The 26,318-nt window shown below is 68.5% G+C and carries 22 protein-coding genes and 3 pseudogenes; 7 read left to right on the top strand and 18 right to left on the bottom strand.

Annotation, left to right across the window (positions count from 1 at the left end):
• Positions 1-343 (bottom strand): annotated as a pseudogene (locus ABTZ94_RS37935) (hypothetical protein); the annotation flags it as partial.
• 293 nt (positions 344-636) lie between these two features.
• Between ABTZ94_RS37935 and ABTZ94_RS22315 the strand changes: the two are divergent.
• The 3 genes from ABTZ94_RS22315 (at position 637) to pdxR (ending at position 3,922) form a co-directional block, all read left to right on the top strand.
• On the top strand, positions 637-1,566 hold the full coding sequence (locus ABTZ94_RS22315; RefSeq protein ID WP_351202808.1) for a nitrilase-related carbon-nitrogen hydrolase: 930 nt from the start codon (positions 637-639) through the stop codon (positions 1,564-1,566).
• Between the two features lie 8 nt (positions 1,567-1,574).
• Complete coding sequence (locus tag ABTZ94_RS22310; protein ID WP_351202807.1) at positions 1,575-2,366, top strand: B3/B4 domain-containing protein; 792 nt, start codon at positions 1,575-1,577, stop codon at positions 2,364-2,366.
• 149 nt (positions 2,367-2,515) lie between these two features.
• The gene (pdxR, locus tag ABTZ94_RS22305) at positions 2,516-3,922 is read left to right on the top strand and encodes a MocR-like pyridoxine biosynthesis transcription factor PdxR (protein ID WP_351202806.1); all 1,407 of its coding nucleotides are present in this window, start codon (positions 2,516-2,518) and stop codon (positions 3,920-3,922) included.
• 49 nt (positions 3,923-3,971) lie between these two features.
• Here pdxR and ABTZ94_RS22300 read toward each other — a convergent pair whose 3' ends face one another.
• From ABTZ94_RS22300 to ABTZ94_RS22260, 9 genes and pseudogenes are all read right to left on the bottom strand, one after another.
• Complete coding sequence (locus ABTZ94_RS22300; protein WP_351202805.1) at positions 3,972-5,372, bottom strand: nitrosuccinate lyase; 1,401 nt, start codon at positions 5,370-5,372, stop codon at positions 3,972-3,974.
• A complete protein-coding gene (locus ABTZ94_RS22295) occupies positions 5,369-7,399 on the bottom strand; it encodes an FAD/NAD(P)-binding protein (RefSeq protein ID WP_351202804.1) in 2,031 nt (676 codons plus the stop codon). The genes ABTZ94_RS22300 and ABTZ94_RS22295 overlap by 4 nt, the downstream gene beginning before the upstream one ends.
• Positions 7,400-7,697: 298 nt before the next feature.
• Entirely contained in the window at positions 7,698-8,807 is a 1,110-nt protein-coding gene (locus ABTZ94_RS22290) for a mandelate racemase/muconate lactonizing enzyme family protein (RefSeq protein WP_351202803.1), read from the bottom strand.
• Between the two features lie 28 nt (positions 8,808-8,835).
• Positions 8,836-9,138, bottom strand: coding sequence for an alpha/beta hydrolase (locus tag ABTZ94_RS22285; protein WP_351202802.1), 303 nt, complete (start codon positions 9,136-9,138; stop codon positions 8,836-8,838).
• A gap of 118 nt (positions 9,139-9,256) precedes the next feature.
• Positions 9,257-9,589, bottom strand: a pseudogene (locus tag ABTZ94_RS22280) (alpha/beta hydrolase); the annotation flags it as partial.
• Positions 9,590-9,707: 118 nt separating this feature from the next.
• Entirely contained in the window at positions 9,708-10,988 is a 1,281-nt protein-coding gene (locus ABTZ94_RS22275) for an MFS transporter (protein WP_351202801.1), read from the bottom strand.
• Positions 10,985-11,242, bottom strand: coding sequence for a phosphopantetheine-binding protein (locus ABTZ94_RS22270; RefSeq protein ID WP_351202800.1), 258 nt, complete (start codon positions 11,240-11,242; stop codon positions 10,985-10,987). The genes ABTZ94_RS22275 and ABTZ94_RS22270 overlap by 4 nt, the downstream gene beginning before the upstream one ends.
• Positions 11,239-11,445: a hypothetical protein gene (locus ABTZ94_RS22265; protein WP_351202799.1), complete on the bottom strand. Its 207-nt coding sequence runs from the start codon at positions 11,443-11,445 to the stop codon at positions 11,239-11,241. Before ABTZ94_RS22265 ends, ABTZ94_RS22270 begins: the two co-directional genes overlap by 4 nt.
• An 87-nt stretch (positions 11,446-11,532) precedes the next feature.
• A complete protein-coding gene (locus ABTZ94_RS22260) occupies positions 11,533-12,057 on the bottom strand; it encodes an amino acid permease (protein WP_351202798.1) in 525 nt (174 codons plus the stop codon).
• 1,503 nt (positions 12,058-13,560) lie between these two features.
• Between ABTZ94_RS22260 and ABTZ94_RS22255 the strand changes: the two genes are divergently transcribed.
• The 3 genes and pseudogenes from ABTZ94_RS22255 to ABTZ94_RS22245 all read left to right on the top strand — a co-directional run.
• Positions 13,561-14,823 (top strand): ATP-grasp domain-containing protein, encoded by a 1,263-nt coding sequence (locus tag ABTZ94_RS22255; protein ID WP_351202797.1) that lies wholly within the window; start codon positions 13,561-13,563, stop codon positions 14,821-14,823.
• Positions 14,824-14,953: 130 nt separating this feature from the next.
• Positions 14,954-15,307 carry an antibiotic biosynthesis monooxygenase family protein gene (locus ABTZ94_RS22250; RefSeq protein ID WP_351202796.1) on the top strand — a complete coding sequence of 118 codons (354 nt, stop codon included), beginning with the start codon at positions 14,954-14,956 and terminating at the stop codon, positions 15,305-15,307.
• Positions 15,308-15,504: 197 nt separating this feature from the next.
• Positions 15,505-16,372, top strand: a pseudogene (locus tag ABTZ94_RS22245) (IS630 family transposase); the annotation flags it as partial.
• A gap of 323 nt (positions 16,373-16,695) precedes the next feature.
• Here ABTZ94_RS22245 and ABTZ94_RS22240 read toward each other — a convergent pair.
• A complete protein-coding gene (locus ABTZ94_RS22240; protein ID WP_351202795.1) occupies positions 16,696-17,442 on the bottom strand; it encodes a DUF4232 domain-containing protein in 747 nt (248 codons plus the stop codon).
• A 674-nt stretch (positions 17,443-18,116) separates the two neighbouring features.
• Between ABTZ94_RS22240 and ABTZ94_RS22235 the strand changes: the two genes are divergently transcribed.
• Complete coding sequence (locus ABTZ94_RS22235) at positions 18,117-18,545, top strand: MBL fold metallo-hydrolase (RefSeq protein WP_351202794.1); 429 nt, start codon at positions 18,117-18,119, stop codon at positions 18,543-18,545.
• A 22-nt stretch (positions 18,546-18,567) separates the two neighbouring features.
• Here the strand turns inward: ABTZ94_RS22235 and ABTZ94_RS22230 are convergent, their stop codons facing one another.
• The 7 genes from ABTZ94_RS22230 to ABTZ94_RS22200 all read right to left on the bottom strand — a co-directional run bounded on the left by ABTZ94_RS22230 (position 18,568) and on the right by ABTZ94_RS22200 (position 25,959).
• On the bottom strand, positions 18,568-19,533 hold the full coding sequence (locus ABTZ94_RS22230) for a nitronate monooxygenase (protein WP_351202793.1): 966 nt from the start codon (positions 19,531-19,533) through the stop codon (positions 18,568-18,570).
• A 649-nt stretch (positions 19,534-20,182) separates the two neighbouring features.
• Positions 20,183-21,115, bottom strand: coding sequence for an urease accessory protein UreD (locus tag ABTZ94_RS22225; RefSeq protein ID WP_351202792.1), 933 nt, complete (start codon positions 21,113-21,115; stop codon positions 20,183-20,185).
• Positions 21,112-21,807 (bottom strand): urease accessory protein UreG, encoded by a 696-nt coding sequence (gene ureG / locus ABTZ94_RS22220; RefSeq protein WP_351202791.1) that lies wholly within the window; start codon positions 21,805-21,807, stop codon positions 21,112-21,114. Before ureG ends, ABTZ94_RS22225 begins: the two co-directional genes overlap by 4 nt.
• Positions 21,808-21,832: 25 nt before the next feature.
• Positions 21,833-22,507, bottom strand: coding sequence for an urease accessory protein UreF (locus tag ABTZ94_RS22215; protein ID WP_351202790.1), 675 nt, complete (start codon positions 22,505-22,507; stop codon positions 21,833-21,835).
• 70 nt (positions 22,508-22,577) lie between these two features.
• Positions 22,578-24,410, bottom strand: a complete 1,833-nt coding sequence (locus ABTZ94_RS22210) for an urease subunit alpha (RefSeq protein ID WP_351202789.1) — start codon at positions 24,408-24,410, stop codon at positions 22,578-22,580.
• Positions 24,394-25,056 (bottom strand): urease subunit gamma, encoded by a 663-nt coding sequence (locus ABTZ94_RS22205; RefSeq protein ID WP_351202788.1) that lies wholly within the window; start codon positions 25,054-25,056, stop codon positions 24,394-24,396. The genes ABTZ94_RS22210 and ABTZ94_RS22205 overlap by 17 nt, the downstream gene beginning before the upstream one ends.
• A 651-nt stretch (positions 25,057-25,707) precedes the next feature.
• Positions 25,708-25,959, bottom strand: a complete 252-nt coding sequence (locus ABTZ94_RS22200) for a hypothetical protein (protein ID WP_502967288.1) — start codon at positions 25,957-25,959, stop codon at positions 25,708-25,710.
• Positions 25,960-26,318 lie beyond the last annotated feature (359 nt).

The following is a 26,318-nucleotide window of genomic DNA, read 5'->3' as shown; positions in this document are numbered from 1 at the left end:
CCCTGCTCGAGCGCAGCCGAGAGCTTGGGGAAGGAGCCATGGTGATGGACGACAACGCGGCAGATGTGCGTGCCCAGCCCCGCGACGCCGCCCCCCATTTGCCGGCCGGTCTAAGTTGAAGGAACCACAGGTGTCGACGAAACCCAATGAGAAGATCGGGTACCGGGAAGCCACTGGGCTCGGTGTCGGCGGCATCACCGATCTCGGCGAGCACCCGGGCGCCGAGCAGGACGCCGAGGCCGGGGAAGCCGAGCAGGATGTCAGCGTCCGGGTGCTCGCGAAAAGACTCCTCCACCGCCTCGGCCGGCTCATCAGTCGCCCGGCAGGAGGCATCCAACTGCATCAGGACTGCCGCGAGTTGGTGCCTCATTGCGTCCTCGACGGCTTGCGGGCGGCCGGGATGGGTTTCGCGGCGACTCGAAGGCGCCGGAGGCAACCGCTCTTTCTTGAGGCCTTTGTAGGCCGGGAGGACGCAGGAGTCCATCCGGTGCCCACGCGACCGCCGCGAAACCCATCCACATCAGTCAGTCCAGCAGCCCCTGACCGGGCTGGCCTGGAACGACCTACTCACGAACGAGGAGTCAGATCAGTGGTGAGGCGGCCTTTCTTCCACTGTCCCCGGGCCGGAGGAGAAGCATGCGCGCTGTCCTGATCCAGGCCGATGTAGATCACAGCCAGCCCTTCGAGCAGCGGGTCGGCGCCCTGTGCGCCGCGGTTGTCGCGCAGCGCGGCGCCGATGTCGTGATCCTTCCAGAGCTGTGGGCGACCGGCTACTTCGCCTTCGACGACTACGACCGCACGGCCGAGCCGCTCGACGGGCCGACGGTACTCGCCCTGAGGGATGCGGCGATCGATGCCGACGTCCATCTGCATGCCGGAAGCATCGTCGAACGCGGGCCGGGAGGCGGGCTCTTCAACACTAGTTTGCTGTTCGGTCCCGACGGCGTCCTGCTGCACGCCTATCGCAAGGTCCACCTCTTCGGCCACCAGTCGAAGGAGTCGGCCTTCCTGAAGCCGGGGGAGACCGTGCAAGCCCTGGACACGGGGATCGGCCGGGTCGGTCTTGCGGCCTGTTACGACCTGCGGTTCCCGGAGCTGTTCCGCGTGCTGGCCGACGACGGCGCCGAGATACTGCTGGTCGCCGCCGCCTGGCCGGCCGCGCGGATCGCGCACTGGCGGTTGCTGGTGCAGGCTCGGGCGCTGGAGAACCAAGCATGGGTACTTGCCTGCAACGCGGCCGGACGGCAGGCCGACGTCAAGCTGGGCGGTGCCAGCCTGATCGTCGACCCATGGGGCCGGATTGTCGCCGAGGCGGACACCAGCGACGCCGTGCTGTCCGCCGTCCTCGATCCGGCCGACGTCGCTCGGGCCCGCGCCGACTTCCCGGCCTTCTCCGACCGCCGCATCCCCACTGTGCGCGCGGCGGTGCGTTCGCCCGCACCGCCGCGAGGCCCCGACCACCCTTCGCACGCGCCCTCCGCGACACCGACGGCGCCCGGTGCCGTCGTGCACGACCCGGCATCCACCACGTGGCCTGCTGGGCGCACGACGAGTTGCAGCCGCTGAAGAAGTCCGTGACCAACCCCGAGGAATTCCCCATGTCCCACCCCGAGACCGCAGGTTCGACCGCTCCCGCCACGCGTCGGCTCACCGTCGGCATGTCACCACGGATCGCCGCCCGCTATCCGCAGTGCCGCACCGTCTTCCTGCTGGTCCAAGGCATCAAGAACGGCGAGGCCTGGCCCGAGACCGAAGAGGCGCTGGCCGGGCTGGAAGCCGACGTCAGGCAGGGCCTGCGGCACATCCCGGACGAGAACGAGTCCGCCATCTCCGTCTGGCACGAACTGCTGCGCAGCTTCGGCACCAATCCCCGCCGAGCCCGCCCGAGCATCGATGCCCTGGGGCGACGCCTGCGCAAGTCGGGCCGGCTGCCCCGCGTCTCCCCGCTCGTGGACACCTGCAACCTGGTGTCGCTGACCTACATGCTCCCCACCGGCGGATTCGACCTGTCCGCGTTCCACACCGGCTTCGAACTGCGCTTCGCGCAGCCCGACGACGTATACGTGCCGCTGGGCGAGCCGGACAAGACCGAGACGCCACTGGAGGGCGAGGTCGTCTACGCCGACGGGCGGCAGGTGATGACCAGGCACTGGAACCACCGGGACTCCGACGTCACCAAGGTCACCGCTCGCACGCGCGACGCCGTGCTGCTACTGGAGGGCATCGCCCCGGCCGTCTCCGCCGAGACGCTGCTGCGGGCACGCCGGGAACTCGCCGACCGCGTGGCCCCCCACGCCGAATCTGTCACCGTCCACGAGATCGACCCGGCGGCGCCGTCGGAGATCGCCTGGGAGCCGACGTCGTGATGAAGGGCGCATGACCGTCGTAGGGCGGGCCGACTGTCCAGTCGGCACCGTCGAAGGGGCCGTCGAGATCCCCGCCCCTTGGCCCCCGCCTCTCGCTTCGGCGCGCCCGGCCGGAGATCCCGCCGTGTGACCGAGAAGGAGAACCCACCATGTCCTCCAGCATCATGCGCTCCCTGGACCTGCAGTTGGAACTGGACCTGAAGGAACGTCGGGGCCGTAGCCAGCAGTTGGTGGCGGGGCTGCGGCGGGCCATCGAGAGCGGGAGGCTCCTGCCGGGCGCACGGCTGCCCTCCACGCGCGGTGTCGCCGCCGACCTCGGGTTGGCCCGAGGCACGGTGACCAGTGCCTATCATCGTCTGATCGCCGAAGGGTACTTGGAGAGCGTGCAGGGCTCCGGGACCAGGGTTGTGGCCGCTCACCACGGTGAGGCCCGCGCCCGCCGCCCTCCGCCGGGTACGTGCAGCCCATGGCAGTGGAATCTCAGGCCCGGCCTGCCGGACGTGACGATGTTCCCGCGCGCCGCGTGGGTCAGGTCTACCCAGCGGGTCCTGCGGCTGGTGCCCGCCGAGGCGCTGGACTACGGGGATCCGCGAGGTCGGCCGGAGCTGCGTCAGGCCCTGGCCGATTACCTGGGCCGCACGCGCGGGGTGGTCACCAGGCCCGAAAGGATCATCGTCTGCCACGGCTTCACCCAAGCTCTTGGCCTGATCGCGACCGTCCTTGCCGAACAGGGGATGGGCACGGTGTCGGTCGAGGATCCTTGCTATCCCCTGTTCCGAAACGTTATCGAGACGGCCGGGCTGAATGTCCACCCCGTCGGGGTGGACGAGCGGGGGCTGCGTCCTGAGGGGCTGCGCGGCCAGGCCGCGGTCGTCACCCCGATCCACCAGTACCCGATGGGCGCGACGCTGACTCCGGCACGACGCAAGGCGCTTGTCGCCTGGGCGGAGGAGGCTGACGCCGTCATTGTGGAGGACGACTACGACGGTGAATTCCAGTTCGGCAGGCAGCGTGTGGGGGCGTTGCAGGCGTTGGCTCCGCACCGGGTGATCTACGCGGGGACGACCAGCAAGACCCTTGCCCCGGGACTGCGGCTGGCGTGGCTCGCGGTGCCGGGGGATTGGGTGGAGCGGATCGCGGCGGCGAAGCGGATCGCGGACCAGCATTCGGCGGCGCTGACGCAGATGGTGCTGGCGGATCTGCTGCGGTCGGGCGGCTACGACCGGCATGTGCGCCGGTGCCGTGAGCGCTACCGGATTCGTCGTGAGCAGCTCAGTTCGGCGGTGGCACGGGGGGTACCAGGGGCATGGCTGATAGGTGAGGAGGCGGGACTGCATGCGCTGGTCCGCTGGTCGCCGGACGGCCCGGGGGAGCGGGAGGTGATTCAGGCCGCCCGCCGGGAGTCGCTTGCCGTGGCCGCACTGGGCGGCTACTGGGGAACGCCCGGCCCCCACCCGCCGGGTCTGGTCGTCGGGTACGCCACACCGCCACAGCACGGCTACGCAGGTGCGCTTGGCGCCCTGGTGCGTGTCCTGGGTCGGTGCTTCGCCGCCTGACCCCTCGGGTTCGGGCGGCGAAGCAGGCTGGAGTGGGGTGGGCCAGGGCCTATTTCAGCGCCTGGTCCACAAGCGTTGCGGCCGCGCCGGTGTAGTGCGCGGGATCGCAGGCTGCTTTCAGTCCCTCCGGGGTGAAGATGTCGGCGGCCTGTGGCATCCCCGCCAGCACCTGCGCCAGTGGGACGCCCAGCCGGGCGGCCTCGGCGGATGCCACGGTCAGCAATTCTTTGGCCGGAACCTTGCCCAGGCGGGGTGCGAGGAGGGCGGTGACGCGTTCGGAGACGATCTGGCTGCCGGTCAGGTCGAGGTTGTGGAGCATCCGCTGCTGGTGGACGGTTAAGCCTTCGGCCAGCTCGACGGCGGTGTGAGTGGCACCGCCGGTCAGCCGCAGCGCTTCCCGCAGCAGTTGCCACTCCGCATGCCAGGCTCCGCCCGAGCGTTCGTCCTCCGAGACCAGGCACTGTGTCAGGCCGGTGGCGATGACCGGTACTTGCAGTGCGGCGCTGCGGATCATGGTCGCCAGGACCGGGTTCCTCTTGTGCGGCATGGCCGAGGAGGCGCCCCTGCCCTCCCTGGAGGGTTCGGCGACTTCCGCGATCTCGGTGCGGCTGAGTGTCTGGATGTCCAGGGCCAGTTTGCCCACTGCTCCCGCCGTGAAGGCGAGGGCTGCCGCGACGTCGGCGAGGGGTGTGCGCAGTGCGTGCCAGGGCAGCGGCGGCCGGGCCAGCCCGGTCTGCGCGGCGAAGGCGTCCAGCAGCTGTTCGAGGTACTGGCCGGATGCGACGGCGTCGGCGGCGCCGTCGATCCGCGCGTACTCAAGGTAGCCGGCGAGGGTGCCCGCAGCCCCGCCGAGGGAGAAGTACAGCCCGTGCTCCACTATCCGGGCCAGGCGTGTGTCGGCATCCAGGAGAAGCTGACGCCAGCCTGCCGCCTTGAGTCCGAAGGTGGTGGGTACGGCCTGCAGGGCCAGGGTGCGTGCGGCCATGGGGGTGTCGCGGTGTTCGCGGGCCAGCGCCGCCAGGGCGTCGGCCGCCTGAGCCAGGTCGGCCCGGATGAGACGCAGGGCCTGGGCGGTGATGAGCATCGCGGCGGTGTCGAGGATGTCCTGGCTGGTGGAGCCGCGGTGTACGTACTCGGCCGCCGCGGGGTGCTCTGCCGCGACCTTCCGTGTCAGCGCGCGGACGAGGCCGACGACGGGGTTGGCTGTCTCGCGGGAAGCGAGGGCCAGGGCGCGGAGGTCGAAGTGTTCCGCACGGGCCGCGCTGGTGATGGCGTCAGCGGCCCAGGCCGGCACTGTGCCGAGGGTGACCTGGGCCCGCACGAGTGCCGCCTCCGCGTCGAGCATGCCCTGAAGCCAGGCCTGGTCGCCGACGGCTGCCTCGACAGGGGTGCCGGCCCGGACGGGGGAAAGAAGCCCCGAGTCGGAGGGGATGCCGGACGGCGCGCTCATGACCCCACTTCCCTTCCGTCGGCCCCTGCGCTGCTGCCGGCCATACCATCGGTTTCGGCCGGTGCACCGGCTACTGCCCGCGCACCGGTTCCGGTCCTGTCGGCGGCCGGGGCGGGCGGGAGCGCGAGGACGGCGCGGGCGATGGCGTCCGCGTCACCGAGACTGACGGAGTCGACGCCGGGGCGTGCGGCGGCGGCCGTCACCCAGTGAACGGACTCGGTGGGTACGCCGTGGGCGAAGCGGCGCGGATGGACGCGGCCGCGGGCGTCGATGACGTGACCGGGGCGGGCGGTCACGGCAAGTCCGCCGGTCTCGTAGGTGGTTCCGCAGCCGCCCTCGATCCGGAAGGGTGTGACGTGCCCGTCGTCCAGCAGCTGCCGCATCAGCGGGTCGGTGGTCCGGCGCAGGTCGGGCTCGGACAGCCGGGCCTCGATGAGGACACGTGCCCTGACCGGCGGCGCCGGTATGTCGTGGGAGGTGCACACGAAGTCCGGCTGGTTCGGGTCCGCGTGGATCTTGGCGCCCGGGCCGGTCACCTGCAGGATCCCGGCCTTGACCAGCGCGATCATCTGCTCGACGCGGAAGGCGGGCGGTCCGATCGACAGGAAGGCGTTGAGGGGCGTGTACCAGCCTTCCAGGTCGTTGCGGTGGGAGTTGCCGTCCAGGCCGCCGTGGTCGACGGCGAGGCGGATCTCGTTGCGCAGGTCGCGCAGAATGTCCACGGCGGCCTTCACAGGGTTGCTCACGTTCCCGCCGCGGGCCCGGTGGACATCCTGCCGCAGGTATTCGATCAGCCAGGTGTGGAAGGCGTCCCGGTCGGCGAACTGCCGTCCGGCGCAGGGATCGGCGAGCCGGTTCCAGTCCCAGCGGTCTTCGATCGCGATACCGAAGGCGTCCAGGATCTCCACCCGGTGCGCTTCGGGTTCGGCAGCCAGGTACAGCTCGGTGAACGCCTCCCGGTCGAAGCTGCGCCCACAGCTGTCCAGCAGGGTGCCGTAGTAGACGCACTCCGTCTCACGGGCGATCAGCGGCCACAGGTCGGTCCCGAAGTAGACGCGGTCACCGTCCTGGGCGCGATGGTGCAGCTGCGCGATGCGCTGCGCGGTCAGCAGCCGCGGGACGTACCGCCCGTGCGCGCCCTTTTCGTTCTCGCCGCGCGCGTGATACGGGATGCCCCGCCGGGAGGTGGCGCACAACCGGGGCTCCAGCCCCGACTTCTCGTACACCAGCTCCGAGCCGTGCCGGACGAACCGGCCGCCGCGGCCACTGGTGAGCAGAGCCATGTGGTCGAAGAAGTTCAGGCCCAGGCCGCGCAGCAGAACCTGCTCGCCCGGGGCGATGCCGGAGAGGTCCACATCGGACGGGTTGGCGGGGGGGACGTAGAGCAGTCCCTGCTCCCGTGCCCGGTCGGACAACAGCCGTTCCTGATCGCTTAGTTCGGCGCCGACATGCCCCTGGGAGAGGATCACGGCGTCCAGGCCCTCGATCAGCCGTCCGTTCTCCAGCAGCACGCTCTGCTGCACCGCCATGTCGTGTCCGCCGCCGAGGGCCACCGCCCGGGTGGAGTGGGTGGTGATGGCGACGTGCGGCGGGGCCGCCAGGCATATATGGGCGAACATCTCCCGCAGGTAGCTGCCGAAGAAGGCCCGCGTCGGGTAGTCGTCAGGACCCAGCCGCCGCGCCTCGGTCACTGCCCGCTCATCCCGGCCGGCTGCATTATGTCCGTTCGCGCCGCTGACCTCCTGTGCCCATTCGTACAGGCTGGGGCCGGACTCGACCGGCCCGTCCATGGACACACTCTTGTCGGTCCACACCGTGATCTGGCAGGCCACGGTGTTCATCAGCAGCTGCTGGGACTGATCGGTGCGCCATACTGCTCCGGCACCGGCCGGCCAGGGGTCGACCAGGTAGATGTGAACGCGATGGCGGTGTGGTGAGCGACGAGCGTTGGCGCACAGCCGTTCCAGTACGGAAAGGCCGCGCGGGCCGACTCCGACGACGCAGATCGATAAGGGCCTTCTGGGCACGGATATCTACTCCTGCTGCGGGGGCCGATAGGGGGTGCCGTACTCTGCGATCACCCTAGGCCGGGGCACAGTTCCTCAACGGACCACTTCTTCACGGCGTCACTGGTCCACTTGCAGCCACCGGTACGCGGTGGCCTCGGCTGTTTCCTGCGGGGAACCGGGACATCCGTGGACGCCGGAGCCTCCCGCCGCGCACCGCCCCCGGCAGACGTGAGGAGAACGGGACCACGGTGTGGGTTCCCGGTCCGCGTCACCACCGACTACGGTTCGGGGTCGGTTCCGGAAGGGACGGCGATCGTCATGCCCGTGCCTCCGTGGCTTCCCGGGCTTCTGCGGCGACCAGGCCGGAGATGCCCAGGCCCGGCGCGTCGGGCAGCACGACCGCAGCGCCTTGGTACCGCATGCCGCCGACAACGGCGGGGCGCTGGAGCCACCACACTGCGTCGAGGTCGCTCACCATCGTGGTCCCGTAGGCGGCTACCAGGCTGGCCGCGGCGCCGGTGCCGATCTCGCTCTCCAGCATGCAGCCGAGGATGGTTCCCATGCCCTGGGCTCGCGCCAGTTCGAGGAGAGTACGGGCGGCGCTGAGTCCGCCGCTCTTCGCCAGCTTGACGTTGACCAGGTCCGCCGCGCGCCGGCGGATCACCTCCACCAGGTCGCGCACGTCGAAGACGGACTCGTCCGCCATGATCGGGGTCTCGACGCGGTCGCTCACCCAGGCCAGGCCCTCCACATCCCGGTAGGCCACCGGCTGTTCGACGAACTCCACCCCCATGTCGGCGTCCTCCAGCGAGCGGATGACCCGTACCGCCTCGCGGGGCGTCCACCCCTGGTTGGCGTCGAGACGGATCCTCACCTCGGGACCGACCGCCTGGCGGACCGCCGTCACGCGGTTGATGTCCGTGGCAGCGTCCGTGCCGACCTTGACTTTCAGCACGTCGAAGCCCTCTGCGGCCCGGCTCTTCGCCGCCGTGGCAAGGCTGTCCACCGTGCCGACTGCAAGGCTCACGTCGGTGGGCACCACCAGCCGGGAGCCGCCGAGCAGTCGGACCAGCGGGACCCCGAGGCGGACCGCGGCGAGATCGTGGAGCGCGATGTCCACCGCGGCCTTGGCCGGCTCGTTGCCGACCACGGCGCGGCTGACCCTGCGACAGTTCTCCACCACGTCATCGGCATCGCGACCGATGAGAAGCGGAGCGAAGGCCTCGTTGACGCAGGCCTCGCTGGAGGCGAGTGAGGATCCGGTGACAGTCCACACCTCCGGCGCCTCACCGAAGCCGGAGCGCCCGTCGCTGTCCACGATCTCGACGACGACGGTCGAGACGTGGGTCAGGTGCGCCAGGGCAGTGACGAACGGCGTGTGGAGGGGAGCCACCAGACGGTGGACATGGACAGCGGCGATGGTCATCGATCAACCTCGTTGCACTCAGGGGGCTCTATCGGACGCGCAGCAAGGCGCTGCGCAGTGCGGCGGCCTGATCGGCCAGGGCGCGCCGAGAGAAGGTGGCGGTCGGTGCCGCCACGTCGATTGTGTGGAAACCACCGGGGAAGTGGTGGAGCTCGACCGGGACGCCGTCGCGGAGCAGTCGCCGCGCGTAGTCGATCCCCTCGTCCCGCAGTGGGTCGAGGCCGGCGACGAGCAGGTAAGCCGGAGCCAGACCGCCGAGGTCCTCGCGCGTCCGGGCACGGCGTACGGCCGGGAGCGGCCGCCGGAGTCGTTCCCGAGGCAGTGCCGCCACATGTGCGCACTGTCCACGACCGCCCCGGGATCACCGCGCATGGACGCGGTCGACAACCGGTCGTCCAGTGCCGGGAAGAGAAGCAGCTGCAACAGCAGCGGGCGGCGCGCAGTGGATCGATCCCCATCGACGGACCCGCGTGCCGGACCCAGCGCAGAACGGTCAGGCAGTCCGCGAAGGGTGCCGGGAAGGGGTGCGCCGACGGCAGGCGGTAGTCGACGGAGACCACGGCGCAGTCGCCCTCCGCCGCGAGGCGCAGGCAGCGGTCGTGCTCCGTGTCCAGGTCGCCCGCGACGAAGGCCCCGCCGTGGCAGTAGACCAGGGCGGACGCGTCTGCGGGACCGTCGGCCGGCCGGTATGTCCGGACGGGAACGGCCTGACCGTCGTGCTCGGCGACCCGGTCCTCGAACGTGCTGGCGGCGTCGATGCCCTCGGCGCGGGCGCGGAGCATGCGCGAGATCTGGATGGCCCGCCGGAATTCGCGGCTCAGGGCGATCGGGTCGTCGATCGTCATGCGCGGACGCAGTTGGGCGGCTCTCAGCAGTTCGGGGTCGATCCCGCTCGTCACGTCAGTTGCCCGGTGCGTCATGCGGTGCCTCCGCCGGAGTGCCCCAACCCCGGCGCACGCCCCGTCGGGCCAGGGCGGGAAGGCAGAGGGCGGTGCCGACGCCGCCCGTCCACAGGGCGGTGGCCAGTCCGTCGAGCGAGATCAGCGCGGAGGCGGTCAGGCTGCCGAGGGGCACCATGCCCCACAGCAGGAATCGCTGCACGGAGTTGACTCGTCCGAGCAGGCCGGGCGGGGTGACCCTCTGTCGCAGCGTCAGTGAGATGGGCCCGAAGACCGCGTCGCCGAAGGCCTGCATGATCCCGCCGGCGATCAGGCCGACCGTCCAGCCGACGGAGCCGAAGACCGGCATGGCGACGCAGCCGAGGATGTTCACCACGAGGCTGAGGATCAGCGCCCGGGAGGTCCCGATCCGGTCCATGATGCGCTTGGAGAGCAGGCTGCCGACGGGGTAGCCCAGGCCGGCCAGTCCCAGCACCAGGCCGATCGCCCCGGCGGACATGCCCCAGGTGTAGTGCAGGTAGAGGACCAGGCTGGCTTCCAGCACGCTGAAGAAGAAGACGTAGATCGCCCCGGCGCTGAGCACGGGTTCCAGCCAAGGGTGCCGGAGCACGAAACTCAGCCCCTCGCGGATCTCCCGGATCATTCCCTCGCGCTCTACAGGCGTCGCCTCCGGTTCAGGCTCGCGATGCCCGATCGCCTTGATGGCTGCGAAGGACACCAGGAAGGAGCCGGCGTTCACGGCGATGGTGACGAGCGGGCCGAGCAGGCTCACCAGCGGCCCCGCCGCCACCGGCCCCAACGTTTTGGACGCCGACTCGGAAAGGTAGAGCCGGCTGTTGCCGCGGTGCAGTTCGTCCGGATCGGAGATCAGACTCGGCAGATAAGTCGTGTAGGCCACCTGGAAGAACACCAGCGCGCACCCACTGATCACCAGAAGGAGCATCAGCAGGGCAAAGGAGAGCTGGTGCAGCCAGGCGATGAGCACGAGCAAGCCGAACACCCCAGCCTGAACGGCGTTGCATGCCAGCAGGACCGCACGGCGTCTGCGCCGGTCGATGAGCGCGCCGGCCGGCAGGCTCAGCACCAGGAACGGCGCGTTCAGCGCGAAGGGGGTCAGTGCCGCCTGGGCGACCGAGAGGTGCAGCACGCTCACGGCGAACAGCGGCAGCGCGACCACCATGAAGCTGTCCCCGAGCAGGCTGGTCGACTGGCCTGCCCACAGCTTCCAGAAGTCGCCGGGTGCGGCCGGCCGGTGGGCCTTTGTGGGCGCCGTCGCGCTCACCGCTGGTCCGTCGCAGCCGACCCGGCTCGGTCGATGGCCACGGCGAATCCCCGCACCGTGAGGTCGTCCAGGACATCGTCGGCGCCGAGGTGGACGCCGAACCGTTCCTCGATCTCCATGAGCAGCGAGGAATCGCCGCCCAGCGCAAGTAAACTCACATCCTCCGGCACCTTGGGCAGGTGGAGGAGAGTGCCCCAGAGGCGAGCCACCTCCGCCGTGGAAGTTGCGGTCTTGGCATCGTCCGGCACGGTCATGGTCCTACGGTCTCCTTGCGGTTCGGCTGGGTTTGGTCTTGTTCGCGGTTGTGGTGCTGGGCAGTCCAGGCGCCAGGCGGCTGCGCTTGGTTTTCGGTCGCCGCGCGCACCGCCTCGCGGTTGAGCTTCGGATTGCGGTTGAGTAGCCGGCTGTCGGACTCCAGCGGGTCAGTCATCAGCAGCCCGGCTGATCGGACAGTCATGGCCGAGACGGTTGTTCTGCCTTTCGATGCGCTGCCGCAGACCGCGAGCGACCACCGCCGGACCGCCCTTATGCCAGGCGATCAGGGTCAGGCCTCCCTGCATGGGTACACCGCTGCCTTCTTCACCCCTGGCTCGTGGCAGAACTCCTGCTCCAGTTCCTCCAGTTGTAGCTTCTGGCTGCCACGGGTGACCAGTACGTTCTTCTTCCGCCCTTTAAGGCGCAGATACCCCCGAGGGGCGAACTCGCCCAGGTCTCCGGTGGCGATCAGCTCCGGACCAAACAGCACCTTGGCTACGTCCTCGCGGGAACTGGCGCACGTCCAGGCACCCCAGTTCGCCCGGCCCGCGATGGTCGCCACGTACGGCGGCAGATGGCGCTTGGCATAGGCGTACGGTCCACCTGAGTCCTCGTGCATCGAACTCAGTTCGATGTAGCACAGGCTGAGGATGAGTGAGGCGCCGAACGCGATTCCGAACGAGAGAACCACCGCCGGCCCGGCGATGCTGCTGGCTGTACCGCTCAGCACGAAGATGCCGGCACCAATGATGCCGCCCACGCCGAGCGCCGTGGACTCCCGGTAACCGATCTGCTGGGTGGGTTTCGTCGACATCCGTTCTTCCATCAGCTGGCAGGACTTGCCAAGTACGTGAGGGCGGCCGTCACCATGGCCTCCGACGTTGTACGGAGCGTCGGCCTCGGACCAAGTGCGAAGTGCGGGGAGTGATTGGTGGCCGGGTGTTTCACTTTTACCCGGGGGGTGTTGCCTGGTGCGGACTGCCAGGCATCGAACGACGTGCTCCCGACGACCCAGTAGACCGTGGGAACAGCGTCGCCGTCGTAGTGCACCCCGGCACCAGCGGCCCCAAAAAACGGGAAGTCCCCACTGGCGGCGAGCAGCGGCATCTCCACGACAAAGGCATCACCGAAGTAGGCCTGGTCCCCGCAACCTCCCGAGATCAAGGCTATCGAGGACGTCCCTGTCAACGACAAATCGCTGACGGAGATTGAGCCGGTTCACCATGCGGGCGCCCGACAGTTCCCAGGTCACCGAGTCTGTGTGCTGCCACAGAGCGGCGGCACCAGGATGTACACGACGTTCGCCAAGGACTCGACAGAACGCCATGCCAGGGGCTCTATACCTGTGTTTGCTTTGACTACGCGTTTGACCCTCAGCGTGGCGAATCCGGAATGCTGCACTCCGAACCCCAGGACAAGAAGGGCGGCGGCAAGGAGCTGGACAGACTGACTCACGTGGAACCTTCCCGTCAGAAAGACGAAGTGTTGTACTCACGTGCAGGACCGACTCCAGCGAGCAGGTCGGCAAAGAAGTGCTACTTCAGCAGGAACGCACTCCAAGCGCGTTGCCTCCGCCCTATTCATTGGTCCAAGTGGTGGCTTCCAAAGGTGTGTTCACGGCATGGAGATGAGGGTGCAGTGTAGTCATACCTATGACTACGCGACAAGAACTTACGCGTCCATGAGGCCGGTTCGGCTGTTGCGAGTTGACGGTGTGACAGATGGGGGTCGGCTCTGCCAGGCTCGGGGATCACGCCTGCCGCTGCCGAGCCTGCCGCGTCGCGCGAGGACCTTCTCGCACTGATCGGCACGCTGCGGGAGCAGAACACGGTGCTCACGGCGCAGTGCGAGCAGTTGGAAGCGGGCAACGAGCAGCTGCCGCAGCGGGTTTCCCGCAACTCGGGTAACTTGGCTGAAATTACCAAACCGGGCAGATTCCATGAACGCCGCCGCCCTCTTGCACGCCTCTCAGGTTGATGGCTACGATCTTGCAGTAGAAGTGAAGGGATGCATGTGCCGGCAAATGCCCCCATTGTTTCAATCGCTGCAAGCATCCAGTCGTTTGTTTACCTGTTGATGGAGTGGAATGAGAATCGCCGCATCCGGATTGTTGTATTGACAAGAAACTTTTCGGGTTACTTTCGGCAAGCTGCTGACCTGCAATTTTGCATGACCGCGGCGCGGGTCGGAAGAGTCTCCCGTCAATAGCTAGCCATCTTGACCGTGAATTGATTCACTTATTCTCCCCTGATTCCCGGCGGCAATATCAAGAATAAATATCGCACGCAGGGGGATCCATGGAAAAAGGGATGCAGCCATGCCGCCAAAAGAATATGTACTCCTGCTCGGCGCTGACCAGTATCTTCGCGAACGGGCCCTCTTAGGGACCAAGCAGGCTACGGATCTCCCCGTCTGGGCAGCCGCGGAAGATGCCGTACGCAAGCCGAACCGCATGTTCGACAACATGCTGTCAGCTGATCCCATGGACGCGGACTCCCTGCTGAGGGCCATCCGCGCACACTCGGCCCAGGGTTGGCACCCCAAAATCGTCGTTCCGCTCAACGACTGGACGGTGGATTCGGCGAACACCGTGAATCGCGTCCTGGGACTGGGCGGGCTGGATGCCACGGTCGTAGTCAACGCCCGGAACAAGTACGCCATGAAGCAGGCTCTTCTGGCCGCCGGCGTTCCGACTCCTCGATCCCAGCTGGTTCAGTCCGAGCAAGAGTTGCTCGACGCTATCGCGGCCATCGGTCTGCCCGTGGTTATCAAGCCGTACGACTTCGGTGGCAGCGGCGGAGTTGTGCTGGCCACCACGCGCGAGGAGGCGGTCGCCGGTCTCGCAGAGTCGAAGGGCGTCGTCGCGCAGCACGGATCGTCGTACAACATCCGGGGCGACAAGTACCTTGTCGAGCAGTTCGTTGACTCCGATGACGAGGTGTCCGTCGAAGTCCTCTGCGGTGCTGGCCGTGCTCAGGTCGTCGCCGTGACCGAGAAGTACCTGTCCCCTCGCCCCTGGTTCGCCGAGATCGCGCACCTGGTGCCGAGCCACCGCACCGGAGACCAGGCTCTGACCGACCTTGCCGTACGGGCCTGTACTGCGCTGGGCATCGATCGGGGTCTCGCCCATGTGGAGATCAAGCTCGCCGCGGATGGGACGGCCTGGGTGATCGAGGTGGCTGCCCGGCCGGGCGGCGATGGGATCATGGACCAGGTCGAGCGGGCCTACTCGCTCAACCCTTATCGACTGCACGTCGGCTCGTATCTCGGATCCGACCTCCTTGACGTCGTCGCCGGCGCGGTGCCCACCAAAACTTCGGCAATCGTGTTCCTCAAGGCCTCGCCCGGACGGATCCAGGAGGTACTCGATGAGAAACCGCTGCCGCCCGAGGTGCGGAGCATAAACATCAGCGCCAAGCGGGGTGATCTCTCCCAGACCGCCAAGAACTGGAGCACTAGAGAGGGCTTCATCGAACTCGAATGGGACGAGCTGTTCAAGGAGAAGACCTGGCTGCCGGTGGCCATGGCGAAGAGGCTGTCCGATGAGATGTTCGTGGTCGATGAGGCGGCCGGCGAGTGAAGCGGTACACGCTCTGCTATCGAACACCGCGGCCACGACTTCGGCGGCGGTGTCGTTGACCGAGCCGCACAGCCACTTGAAGCGGGCTTTCGGGGCCCGGACCGGGCGGTCCCTGCCTTACAGTGGCGCCATGAGCGATCACTCCGAAGCGCCTGTCACGCCCGTCGAGGCCTATGAACCCCCTTACTACATGGCTGTCTTCACTACGGTGCGAACCCAGGACCAGAGCGGCTACAGCGAGACCGCCGCACGCATGGAAGACCTGGTGAAGGACATCCCTGGGTTCCTGGGGATGGACCTCGCGGAGACTCCTGGTGGGCTGGCCATCACCGTCGGGTACTTCCGCGACGCCGACGCCCTCACGGAGTGGCGGTGCAACGCCGAGCACCGCGCGGCGCAAAAGCGCGGGCAAGTCGAGTGGTACCAGAGCTACACGCTGCATGTGGCGAAAGTGGAGCGGAGCCACGGGTTCATACGAGCGTAGGTCCCGCAGAGCCCGACAGCAGGCTGACCAACCGAAGTCACCTCAGCGACCGTCCCGCCACAAGCCCGCATCGAATGGGTCGGCGTGCCCCTCGCGAGCCCGATCCAGTGCCGTAGCAGGCAACGTTTGCCCTGTTGTGATGTGACGCGCCGTCCGGGGTCCTACGGCGGGCACCGGACGGTGGTCACCGTATGCGGGTGGCTGAACGAGTACGTGTACGCGAGATCGATGACGACGAGGGCGGGAAGTTGCTGCGGATCATCCGCAGGGGCACCGGCTCGGTGGTGACCTGGCGACGCGCCCGGATGGTGCTGGTGTCCGCCCAGGGCATGTCCGTGGCGAAGATCGCGGAGGTGTCCTTCACCAGCGCGGACCGGGTTCGGAATGTGATCCACAACTTCAACACCGACGGCTTCGCCTCGCTGTACCCGAAGTACGCCGGCGGCCGCCCGAAAACGTTCACGCTGCCCGAGCGACGCGAGATCAAGAAGATCGCGAAGTCCAAGCCGACCAAGCACGACAACGCCGTTCTCGACGTGGAGCCTGACCAAGCTGGCCGACTTTCTGGTCGCTGAGGGGGTGGTCGACGACACTCAGTCACGAGGGCCTGCGCACGCTGCTCCGCGAGGAAGGCGTCTCCCTTCAACGGCTGAAGACCTGGAAGGCCTCCCGCGACCCGGACTACGCAGCCAGGAAGGCACGCGTCGAGCACCTCTACGCGCTCGCCGACGGCGAGGTCATACCCGAGAAGGGCGAACCTGAAGTCGTCTTCTGCATGGACGAGTTCAGGCACTCAACCTCATGCCCCATCCCGGTAGGCAGTGGGCCGAGCACGGCGGCAGGCACAGGGACCCCGAGCGTGAGCCGCGTCGTCGACGCCGGGCCACGTACCACCGTTACGGCGGCGTGCGTCATCTCTTCGCCGCCCTGGACCTGGGCAAGGACAAGCTCTACGGCCACGTCAAGCCGGTCAAGAAGCGCACCCAGTTCCTGGAGTTCTGCCGCTACCTGCGCACCCTCCACCCGCCGTCGGTGCGCATCGCGATCGTCTGCGACAACCTCAACCGGCTCGTGCAACGCCCGAACCCCGGCTGACCAGCAGCTCTCCCTGTCCAACGAACAGCAGCACCGACCCGGAACACCGGAACCCCGGTGCCCACCCGGCACGTCAGCCGGGCCCCCGGCCTGCCCACCACCCGACAGGAAATGCAAAACGGTCCACCGACTCCATCGGCGGACCGTCATACAAGATCGAGGTCAACCCATGTAAACGCCCTTTCAGAGAGGCTCGGGAGAATTCACGGGATGTCGCGCAGAGCCCCGCGCGTACGGGAAGCAGAGCATCCGCAACATGCGGGGACGTGTGTCACGGTCGGTGTGGGGCGCGTTCAGGACTGTGTGTCGGCCTGGGTCATGGACCTGACCGCGTCCGCGACCGTGTTCCTGTACAGGCCAAGCTTGGGCTTGAGCACCTTCGCGCCGGAGCCGAGCGGGAAGTTGAGCGTGTCCGCGTTGGGCATGTGGTCGCCGTCGGCCAGCACATTCATCTCGTCGATCTTGGCCACGGTCCCTGTGGTCGCACCGCTCGGATTGAGGTCGATCACCGCGTAGGCGGTGTGTCCGGCCCGAACCGGAAATGCGGGTACCCCGCCGAGCCCGCTGGGGATCAGCGGCCTGACATCGTGGCTGTGGTCCGGGGACTGCGAATTGCCCAGGCTGACCAGTGGGTAGTGGCTCAGGCCGCAGGCCTTCGAGCCGACGTTGCGCACCTCGATCACCCGCTGGGTGGGCGCACCGGCCCGGCGGGTCACGTGTACCGACAGCTTCTGCATCTCGCACGGGTGCGTGTAGGTGTAGCTGTCGCTGCTGGCGTTGCCGCCGCCCGCCTTCGCGGTGACGGCGTTCATGGTGACGGCGTTCGTGGTGCCGGTGTTCTGCACGGCATCGCTGGTCTTCACCGACCCGGTGGAGCGCGAAGACCCCGCCGAAGTCGCAGCAGATACGGAACTGTCCGCCGAGCCGGCAGCCTTCGTGCCGGTGTCCTCCCCACCGCAGGCGGTCAATGCCAGAGCGAGGACCGCAGTGGCGGTGGCGCCGATGACGGTGGCGTGGTGACGGTTGTGGAACGTACGCATGAGGATCTCCTCAAGTGTGACAGCGTGACAAAGGCCTGGGTCCTGCGGGCGAATCGTCCCTGACCTCCTGACACTCATCACTCTCCTGCCCGGCGCTCACGTCTTGTTTGCGCACCGTTGACGTCCCGCTGACGTCCTCGCCGGTCGTAGCCCCGCGCAGACGGGCCCGCCCCGGTGTGGTCAGCACTCGGACTGGAACTCTTCTCAGGGTTCCGGCCCGAGTGGCATCTGTGACGTATCACGGCCAGGAGGGAGGTCACCGGAGCCCTTGTTCACGGCGACGTGACGGCGTGCATGCCTGTGGATCCGGATGCCCGCTGTGCCATGTTCCGCCGCGTCCCGGGCCGCGGCAGCCAGGCACGGCCCGCACCGCACAGACTTCGCACCGACGGAGCAGTCATGGGCGTCGCAAGGGGCGCTGCCGTCAGTGGAACCGGAGCAGGACCGGGACACGGATCTACTTGGCGTCCCGCATGACCACGTACTCAATGGTGACCAGCTCGCCCGGGACTTCGAGGGAGTGCCGGACCCCGACATCGTCCATCGCTCGCCCGAGGGCTGCCTGCCCAGTTCGATCGCGCCACCGACCTCCCTCCGAGGTGCGGCCATGTGACCCTGGCGCCTGCGTCATCCAGCGCGCAGGCTGGGGCATGGACACCATCACGCTTGGAGACGTGGAGATCACCCGCGTGGTCGAGCTGCCCACCAGAGGCAGCGCCCGCGACTACATCTTCCCCGGCGTGCCCATGGGGCACTGGCAGGCGCATGAGAACTGGCTCGCCCCCACCTTCCTGGACCCGGCCGCCGACGAGATCCGCACCATGATGCAGACCTGGCTGATCCGCAGCCAGGGCCGGACGATCCTGATCGACACCGGAATCGGCAACGACCGGGAGCGCCCGGCCATGCCGTCCTTTCACCATCTGAACACCCAGTACCTCGATGAGCTGGCCGCGGCAGGCGTCCGCCCGCAGGACGTGGACACGGTGATCTGCACCCATGTCCACGGCGACCACGTCGGCTGGAACACCCGCCTGACAAACGACGGAGAGTGGCGACCGACCTTCCCCAACGCCCAGTACGTCATGGCTGTCCGGCCGTGACACTGCTTCCCGGCGATCACGATCAGCGCCTGCCTGCTCGGGTCAGCATGTCCTCGGCCTGTGCGGCCAGGGTACCGACCAGATCGGCCGCGGACGGCAGGTCGTTGATGAGGTCGATGGCCTCGCTGGCCCACTGCGGCAATGCGGGGATCTCGCCTCGTACCACCGCGTCCTGGTACGCCTGCTGGGCATGAGGGGCAGCTGCGAGCTCGTCCTCCCGGCCCCGCCATCCGTCGAGGAAAGGGTGGCCAAGAGTGCGCGCGGTGTACTTCGCCGGCCACCGCGAGCTGCGGGCGATGTCCAGCACCCTGTTGCGCTCCGTGTCCTCCCCACGTCCCGCAACGATCGCCTTGGCGCTCGCGGGGGCGAGCAGGGCCTCGGTAGTGGCTTGGAAGCGGGTGCCGAGCAGTGCTCCCGCAGCCCCCAGCGCCAGGGCGGCTGCCACACCGCGGCCGTCGGCGATCCCGCCGGCCGCCAGCACCGGCACCGGCGCCGCCAGGTCCACCACGACGGGCACGAACGGCAGCGTGGACCGCCCGTGCCGGGCTCCATGCCCGCCGGCTTCGGTGCCCTGCGCCACGATCACATCGGCGCCCAGATCCACCGCCCTCCGGGCCTCCTCCAGGTCGGTGACCTGAATGATCAGCGCCGCGCCCGCGCTGCGGATGTGCTCCACGAACGGACTGGGGTCGCCGAAGGACAACATCATCGCAGTCGGCCTGTGTTCCAGCGCCCGCGAGACCGCTCCGACGTTGATCGCCCACGTCTGAAAGCCGATGCCCCAAGGCTTCCCGGCGCCCTCGTCGGCCAGGACAGGCAGCTCGCGGGCCAGCCAGTCCTGGTCCCCGTTCCCGCCGCCCAGCAGTCCGAGCCCGCCGCCGCGCGAGACCGCCCCCGCCAGGGCTCCACCGGCCGACCCGCCCATCGGGGCCAGGACAATCGGATGCTCCACACCGAACAGTTCCGTGAACGCCGTCGACAATCCCATGACCGCAATCCTCACTCATCCGTCATGCCGGTCGCAGCGAAATCAACCGACTGCCGGGGTGGCAACAGCCTGATACCTGCCAGGTGGACCATCTGAGAAACCGGGCTTGGTAGAGACTCGGTCAAGGATCACTCGCCGTGACATTCGGGACCAGAGACTTCCCCAGCAGGTGGCCGTGAGTGGCGGCGCCCCGGCGAAGTCGCTGCGTCGACAAGGGAGCATCACCTGGAATCCCACGCCGATCCAGGACGCGCTGATCGTCGACACCAACCTGGCGCTGTGGAACTTCCACTCCGGCAACACGGGCTGCAGCGCCCAGTCCTGGACCGTCTGGGACACCGGCGCCCCATCGACGTCCTCGCGCTGGACGTCCGAGCCCGCGTGGAACAAGCAGTATTCGTGCCGCGGGGGCTCGGCGACGACGGCCCGAGGCTCGAGACCCGACACACGGCGGTGTCCACGAGTGGTACAGCACCCTGACCACCATCGTCTCGGGTGGCAGGGCGTCGAGGTAGGCGTTGAACCACCGGCGGTAGTTCGGCCCGTCCTCCTCGACCCACCGGCCGTCCAGCGTGAGCAGGGCGGGGGTCTGTCGGTTCTTTCGGCATCTCTCTGATCGCCGCCGCTTGATGTAAGGAGCTGCGGGATTTCATACAGTCTCCTGCGCGATCAGGACGTGTGCGAGAGCCGTGTCGAGGATGCGGCGCAGGTGGGCCGTTGTGGGTGCGACGGCGGTGGCAAGCAGTGCCGGCCCGTTGGCGAGAGGGGCGAGGACGGCGCATCCCTCCTCCGGGTCGTCACCGAAGAGAAACGGCTTCTGGTCTGCAGCTAGTTGGGGGTGCACGACGAGGAGTTGTCCGGCGGCGCGGTGCCCGCCCAGGACTGCCGGCCCGTCCCACGCCGGTGCGGGGCCACCGTAGGCGGTGTGCTGGTCAAGGAGCAGTCGGCCGTCGTGCCGCACTGTCAGGCGGGTGGAGAGATGACCGGGGGGCTCCGCTATGCGGCCGAGGAGCTGTTCCTCCCGCAACAGCAGACGAGAGGTGGAGGTGAGTTCCACGGTGTAGGACTGGTGCAGGGTGCTGCCTCGGGTGCTGATCAACGGCTTCGGCAGCCAGTTCAGGGATGCGTTTTCGCCGACGGTGAGCCGGACGTCGTAGGTGGCGGGGGCGGTGGTGGAGCCGCGCAGGGCGATGGTGGCGGCTGCCGTGGTCACCTCCAGTTCGGCTCGCGCTTCGGCCGCGATGTCGAGTTCGAGGCGGTCCCCGCCGAGCGGTGCGCTCATGGCCCCGATCACACTGACCCGCGCCTGCCCGTCGCGGGTTCGCAGCCGGCGCAGGTGGAAGGGACCGTCGCTGTGCAGGAGCGGGAGCGTCGTGGCGCGGCCGTTGTGGGCGGCTCGGATACGGGCGGTGGCTCGGACGCCGGTGGGGTGAGGGGCGGTCGGGTGGGTGCCGGGCGTGTGCGCCCGCACCGCACAGGGCGCCTCGTCCGGCAGCCCGTTGTCCGTGGCGCCTCCTTCGGCCTTCGGCCGGGGCCCGGCCGGTGTCGGTGGCGCGGCCGGCAGCTGCGTGGTGCCGGTCACGTGGCGGCCCCGGCACGCCACGCGGTAAGACGCCCGGTGACCCAGTCGGCGACCGGACGGACCCCGTCGGCCGAGGCGAGGCTGGTGAATGCGACCGGCAGAGCGCCGCGCTGCTTCTTCGCGTCGGCCGCCATGGTGTCCAGGTCGGCCCCGACATACGGCGCGAGGTCGGTTTTGTTGACCACGAGGAGGTCGGCGGTGGTGATGCCGGGGCCGCCCTTGCGCGGGATGTCGTCGCCGCTGGCCACGTCGATCACGAACACTTGAGTGTCGACGAGTCCGCGCGAGAAGGTGGCGGTGAGGTTGTCTCCTCCGGACTCGATGAGGATCAGGTCCAGCGGCTGCAGCGTCTGCTCCAACTGCTCGACCGCTTCGAGGTTGGCGGAGATGTCGTCACGGATCGCGGTGTGCGGGCAGGCGCCGGTCTCCACGGCGGTGATCCGTTCTGGCGGCAGCACAGCCTCGCGGCGCAGGAACTCGGCGTCCTCGCGTGTGTAGATGTCGTTGGTGACCACGGCGATGGACAACCGGTCCCGCAGCGCACGGCACAGCGCGGCGACGGTCGCAGTCTTGCCTGAGCCTACGGGCCCGCCGAGCCCTACCCGCAGCGCGCGGCGGCTGCCGTCGGGGTGCAACGCATCGGCGCTGAAGGTGTGGCGGTGGGGCATGGTCGTGGGGTGGTCGAGGTGCATGGTGGCTCCAGCAGGAAGAGGCAGGTCAGGATGCGAAGAGACGGATGCTCCAGGCGGCGTGTTGCTCGCCGGTGATGTCCAGCAGCGGAGAGGACGCGGCGGGCAGCACGCCGATACCGTCGGCGGCGACTCGATCCGCCGCGTCGGCTGCGGATCGGGCGACGTCGTCGAGTTCACCGGCGAGCCGTGCCATTAGGGCGGTTGCGTCGAACGGGTCGAGGCTCAGCAGCCGTACCGCCGCGGTCGCCGGCCCGCTGACGTTTTCGTACGCGGCGCACTGCGCGGCATCGAACGGCGTCAGGCCGGCGGCGCGGGCCGCCACGCCGAGGACGACCGGCTGGTGCGCTCCTTGCGGCTGGAGGCGGGCGAGCCGGTCGAGGTCGGGCGAGGGCCAGGTGGCGCGCGCCGCCCGCAACATCTGCCGGCCGAGCCTGCGGGCGATCTGCCGCAGCGCCGGCACGGGCGTGCGGGCGTCGGCGGCCTCGTCCAGCATCATCGTGTCGTATCCGGTGGCCGCTGCGGCGGCGAGCCCGGCCGCGGCCAGCCCGGCGGTGTGCAGGCGCCCCCGGCAGAAGGCCTCCAGACTTGCGGTGTCGTACACGCTTTGAGAGGAGATCGCGGCCTCCATACCGCCGGAGTGGGCATGCCCACCGGCGGGAAAGCGGCCATCGGCCAGGACGAGCAGGGCAGCACGGCTCATGAGGGCAGCAGCCCGCCTTTCACGGGGACAGGCGGCCCGGCGAGAAGGCGGGGCCGGGCCGGTGTGGGGATCAGAACAGGAAGTACCTTTGAGCCATGGGAAGTTCGGTGGCGTAGTGCCGTCCGATCAGTTGCCCGTCCACCGTGGTGCGTACGTCCGAGGTGGTGGCACCGCCGATGGTGACGTCGAAGGTGTCGGGGTCGATGACGATCTCCGGCAGGCCGTCGTTGTGCACCATGTCGGCCTTGGTCACCTCGCGGGTGGACGTGATCGCGCGCAGCGGCTTGAGCAGGCCGATCCGGGACAACTCGCCGTCGACGGCCGGCTCCGAGACGAAGTTGAAGGAATTGGCCTTCGGGGACCGGCCACTGAACCCCCACACCGGACGTGGCAGGAACGGCTGCGGCGTCGGAATCGAGGCGTTGGCGTCACCGACCTGCGCGTACGCGATCTGGCCTGCCTTGATGACCATGTGCGGCTTCACGCCGAAGAACTTCGGCTCCCACAGCACCAGGTCCGCCAGCTTGCCCACCTCGACGGAACCGACCTCGTCGTCGATGCCGTGGGTGATGGCCGGGTTGATCGTGTACTTGGCGATGTAGCGCCGGGCCCGGAAGTTGTCCGCCTTGGCATCGTCCTCGCGCAGGTGTCCGTATCGGGACTTCATGACGTGCGCGGTCTGCCAGGTCCGCATGATCATCTCGCCGATGCGTCCCATGGCCTGCGCGTCGGAGGACATCATCGAGATGGCGCCCATGTCGTGCAGCAGGTCCTCGGCAGCCATGGTGGAGGGCCGGATCCGCGAGTCGGCGAACGCCATGTCCGCCTTGATCTCGGGATTGAGGTGGTGACAGACGATCATCATGTCGACGTGTTCCTTGACGGTGTTGACCGTCAGGGGCCGGGTCGGATTCGTCGAGGCGGGCAGCACACTCGGCTCGCCCACCAAACTGATCATGTCGGGTGCATGACCGCCGCCGGCGCCTTCGACGTGGAAGACGTGCAAGCTGCGGTACTTGGTCTCCGTGGTTTTGCAGCGTTTCTTGGTCGCGGCGAGTGTGTGGCGCACGAACCCGGACTCGTTCAGCGAGTCGGCGTGCAGGGCGACCTGGACACCGGTCTCCTCGCAGACCCTCAGCGCCGCGTCGATCACCGCGGGCGTGGCACCCCAGTCCTCGTGGATCTTGAAACCGAGGGCGCCGGCGGCGACCTGGTCGCGCAGCGCCTTCTCTGAGACCGTGCTGCCCTTGGCGAGCAGACCGATGTTGACCGGATAGGAGTCCAGTGCCTCGAACATCCGCTGGATGTGCCACTTGCCGGGCGTCACAGTGGTGGCCGTACTGCCCTCCGCGGGCCCGGTGCCGCCGCCGATCAGCGTGGTCACACCCGACGCGAGGGCTTCGTGGATCTGCTCGGGACACAGGAAGTGCACGTGGGTGTCGACGCCGCCCGCGGTCAGGATCCGTCCGTTGCCGGAGATCACCTCCGTCTCGGGCCCGACGACGAAGTACGACGCACGTGCGTCGCTGTGGGGCGCAGGCGACATCGTCTCGGGGTTGTACGCCTTGCCGATCGCCTGGATCCGCCCGTCGCGCACACCGACGTCGGCCTTCACCACGCCCCAGTGGTCCAGGATGAGCGCACCGGTGATCACCGTGTCCACCGGTGCGCGGGGATCGTCCCGCGGGACGTGCGACTGGCCCATCGACTCGCGGATCACCTTGCCGCCGCCGAAGATCATCTCGTCGCCGCTGCGGCCGGGCCCGCCGCACCAGTCCGCATCGATCCGGACGACGAGGTCGGTGTCGGCGAGCCGGACCCGGTCGCCGGCCGTCGGACCGTAGAGGTCGGCGTAGTCGGACCGCTTCAACGGGCCCGGAGGCTGTTCAGTCTGACTGCTCATCGAGGTGCATCTCCTCTTCGCTCTTCCCGGCCTGAAGACCTCTGACGATGCGGTCCCCCGCGATGGGCACCAGCCACACGGTGTGCTCGTCACCGGGCTCGAAGCGTTCCGACGTCCCGGAGGGGATGTGCAGCCGCATGCCGCGTGCCACATCGCGGTCGAAGACGAGGCCCTCGTTGACCTCGGCGAGGTGAAAGTGGGAGCCGACCTGGACCGGACGGTCCGAAGGGTTGCTCACGGGCAGTTCCACGGGCTCCTGGCCCTTGTTGAACGCGACCGCGAATTCCTCGTCGTCCGGAAGAAGCTCCAGCTTGCCCGGATGGACGTCCACGTCCTCGGCCGGCTCGTCGAACGGATCGTGAATGGTCACCAGCTTCGTCCCGTCCGGGAACGTCGCCTCGACCTGGACGCTGGCGATCATCTCCGGGACGCCTTCCATGACTTCGCTGCGCGCCAGCACATGGCGGCCGGATTCCATGATCGAGTCCACCGTCGCGCCGGTCCGTGCCTCTTCGTACACGTGCGTCGTCAACAGCGCCATGACCTCGGGATAGTTCAGCAGCAGCCCTCGCTCACGGCGCCGCTGGGCGACATCCGCCGCCACATGGACCAGCAGACGTTCCTGCTCATGAGGAGTCAGGTGCATGCAGTCCTCCTTCCTGCTCATCGCTTGACCTGTGCGGCGAAGGCTCACGAGGGCAGCGAGATGCGTGCTGGTGCGCCGGATGCCGCAGATTGATCATCGATGGGCAAGGCAAGCGAGGTGAGAGAGAAACCCTTTATTGTCCCCAATGGAGTGAATTGGAATCACAGGCGAATGGTGTCCCGCCGAGTGGTGTAGTCGGTCACCCAAAGGCTGAACCGGAGCCGGTGGGCGCAGTGGTGCCGCCTCCGCCCTCGTCGCCGCCGATGGAGCGATATGCGGACGGGGTGCCGATGCGGCCGACCTGGCTGGGACGCACCGATCTGCCGTGACGGCCCACGTACCCCCGTCGGCTGCTCCTTGCCGGGCCCTGTCATCGCCATCGGCGCCCGGGATGAACGACCGCAGAGTCACAGGCCGGCGCCACATCGTGGCCGGCCTGATGCCTCGTCACGCGCGGCGCCGTCTGTGCGGCCGTCGTCGGGGAACTGCTCGTTGACCGAGATGGCCAGGGGATCGTCGGAGGGATCGCCCGAGAAGGTCCCCGGTGGGACAGGGTCCGCGTGGCCGGGGACGTCGGAGCAGGTGGCCAGGTCGGCGATGTCGATGTGGAGCCGGCCCCGATCGGTCAGAGCTTCGTGCCGACGTCGAGCTTCAGCAGCGGGCCGCGTCGGCCGACTGGAGGGTGGGTCCAGGTGGGAGCGACGCCGGGCACCGGCTGATGCCCCACAGGTTGGTGTGCTGGAAGGTGATCGCGCGGCGGGCGAGCGGGCCGCGCAGGGGCTCGCGTCCGATCCGTAGGGGTCGTGCGACGTCAGGCCGCAGGTGGTCGGCGAGTTCACGGATCGACCAGCGAGCGAAGGGCTTGCCGAGTGCGGTCGGGCGGGTGGCGGCAGCCCACCTCAATTGCGCCGTGCTGCTGGTGGTGCCCCGGCGTACGGCCTGATTCAGCCTCTGCCTTCCCTGCTCGGTCGGTCTGTGGGCCCGGGCCGGTTGCGCTGCTTTGCCTCCCTCTGCCGATCAGGCGCCTCGCCGCATCCAGCCCGACGCGGGGCGCAGCGGGGCTACCCGCGGTGACGGGAGCTGGGGATGTTCGCGCCTGGTCTGTGGGGGGTGAGCTGACGCGCTTGTCTGCCCCGTTCGCGCGTCGCCGGAGCCGCGTCGAGACCTCCGATATGGCGCCGTGGATGTGATGCCACCCATAGGAGCTGGGTCACATCCTAAAGCGGGTAGTAGCACAGAGGCCGTCCGAACAGCAAAAAAGC

It is taken from the genome of Streptomyces sp. NPDC002785 (assembly GCF_040295565.1).
Taxonomy (GTDB): domain Bacteria; phylum Actinomycetota; class Actinomycetes; order Streptomycetales; family Streptomycetaceae; genus Streptomyces.
This window is presented reverse-complemented; position numbering and strand designations above follow the sequence as displayed.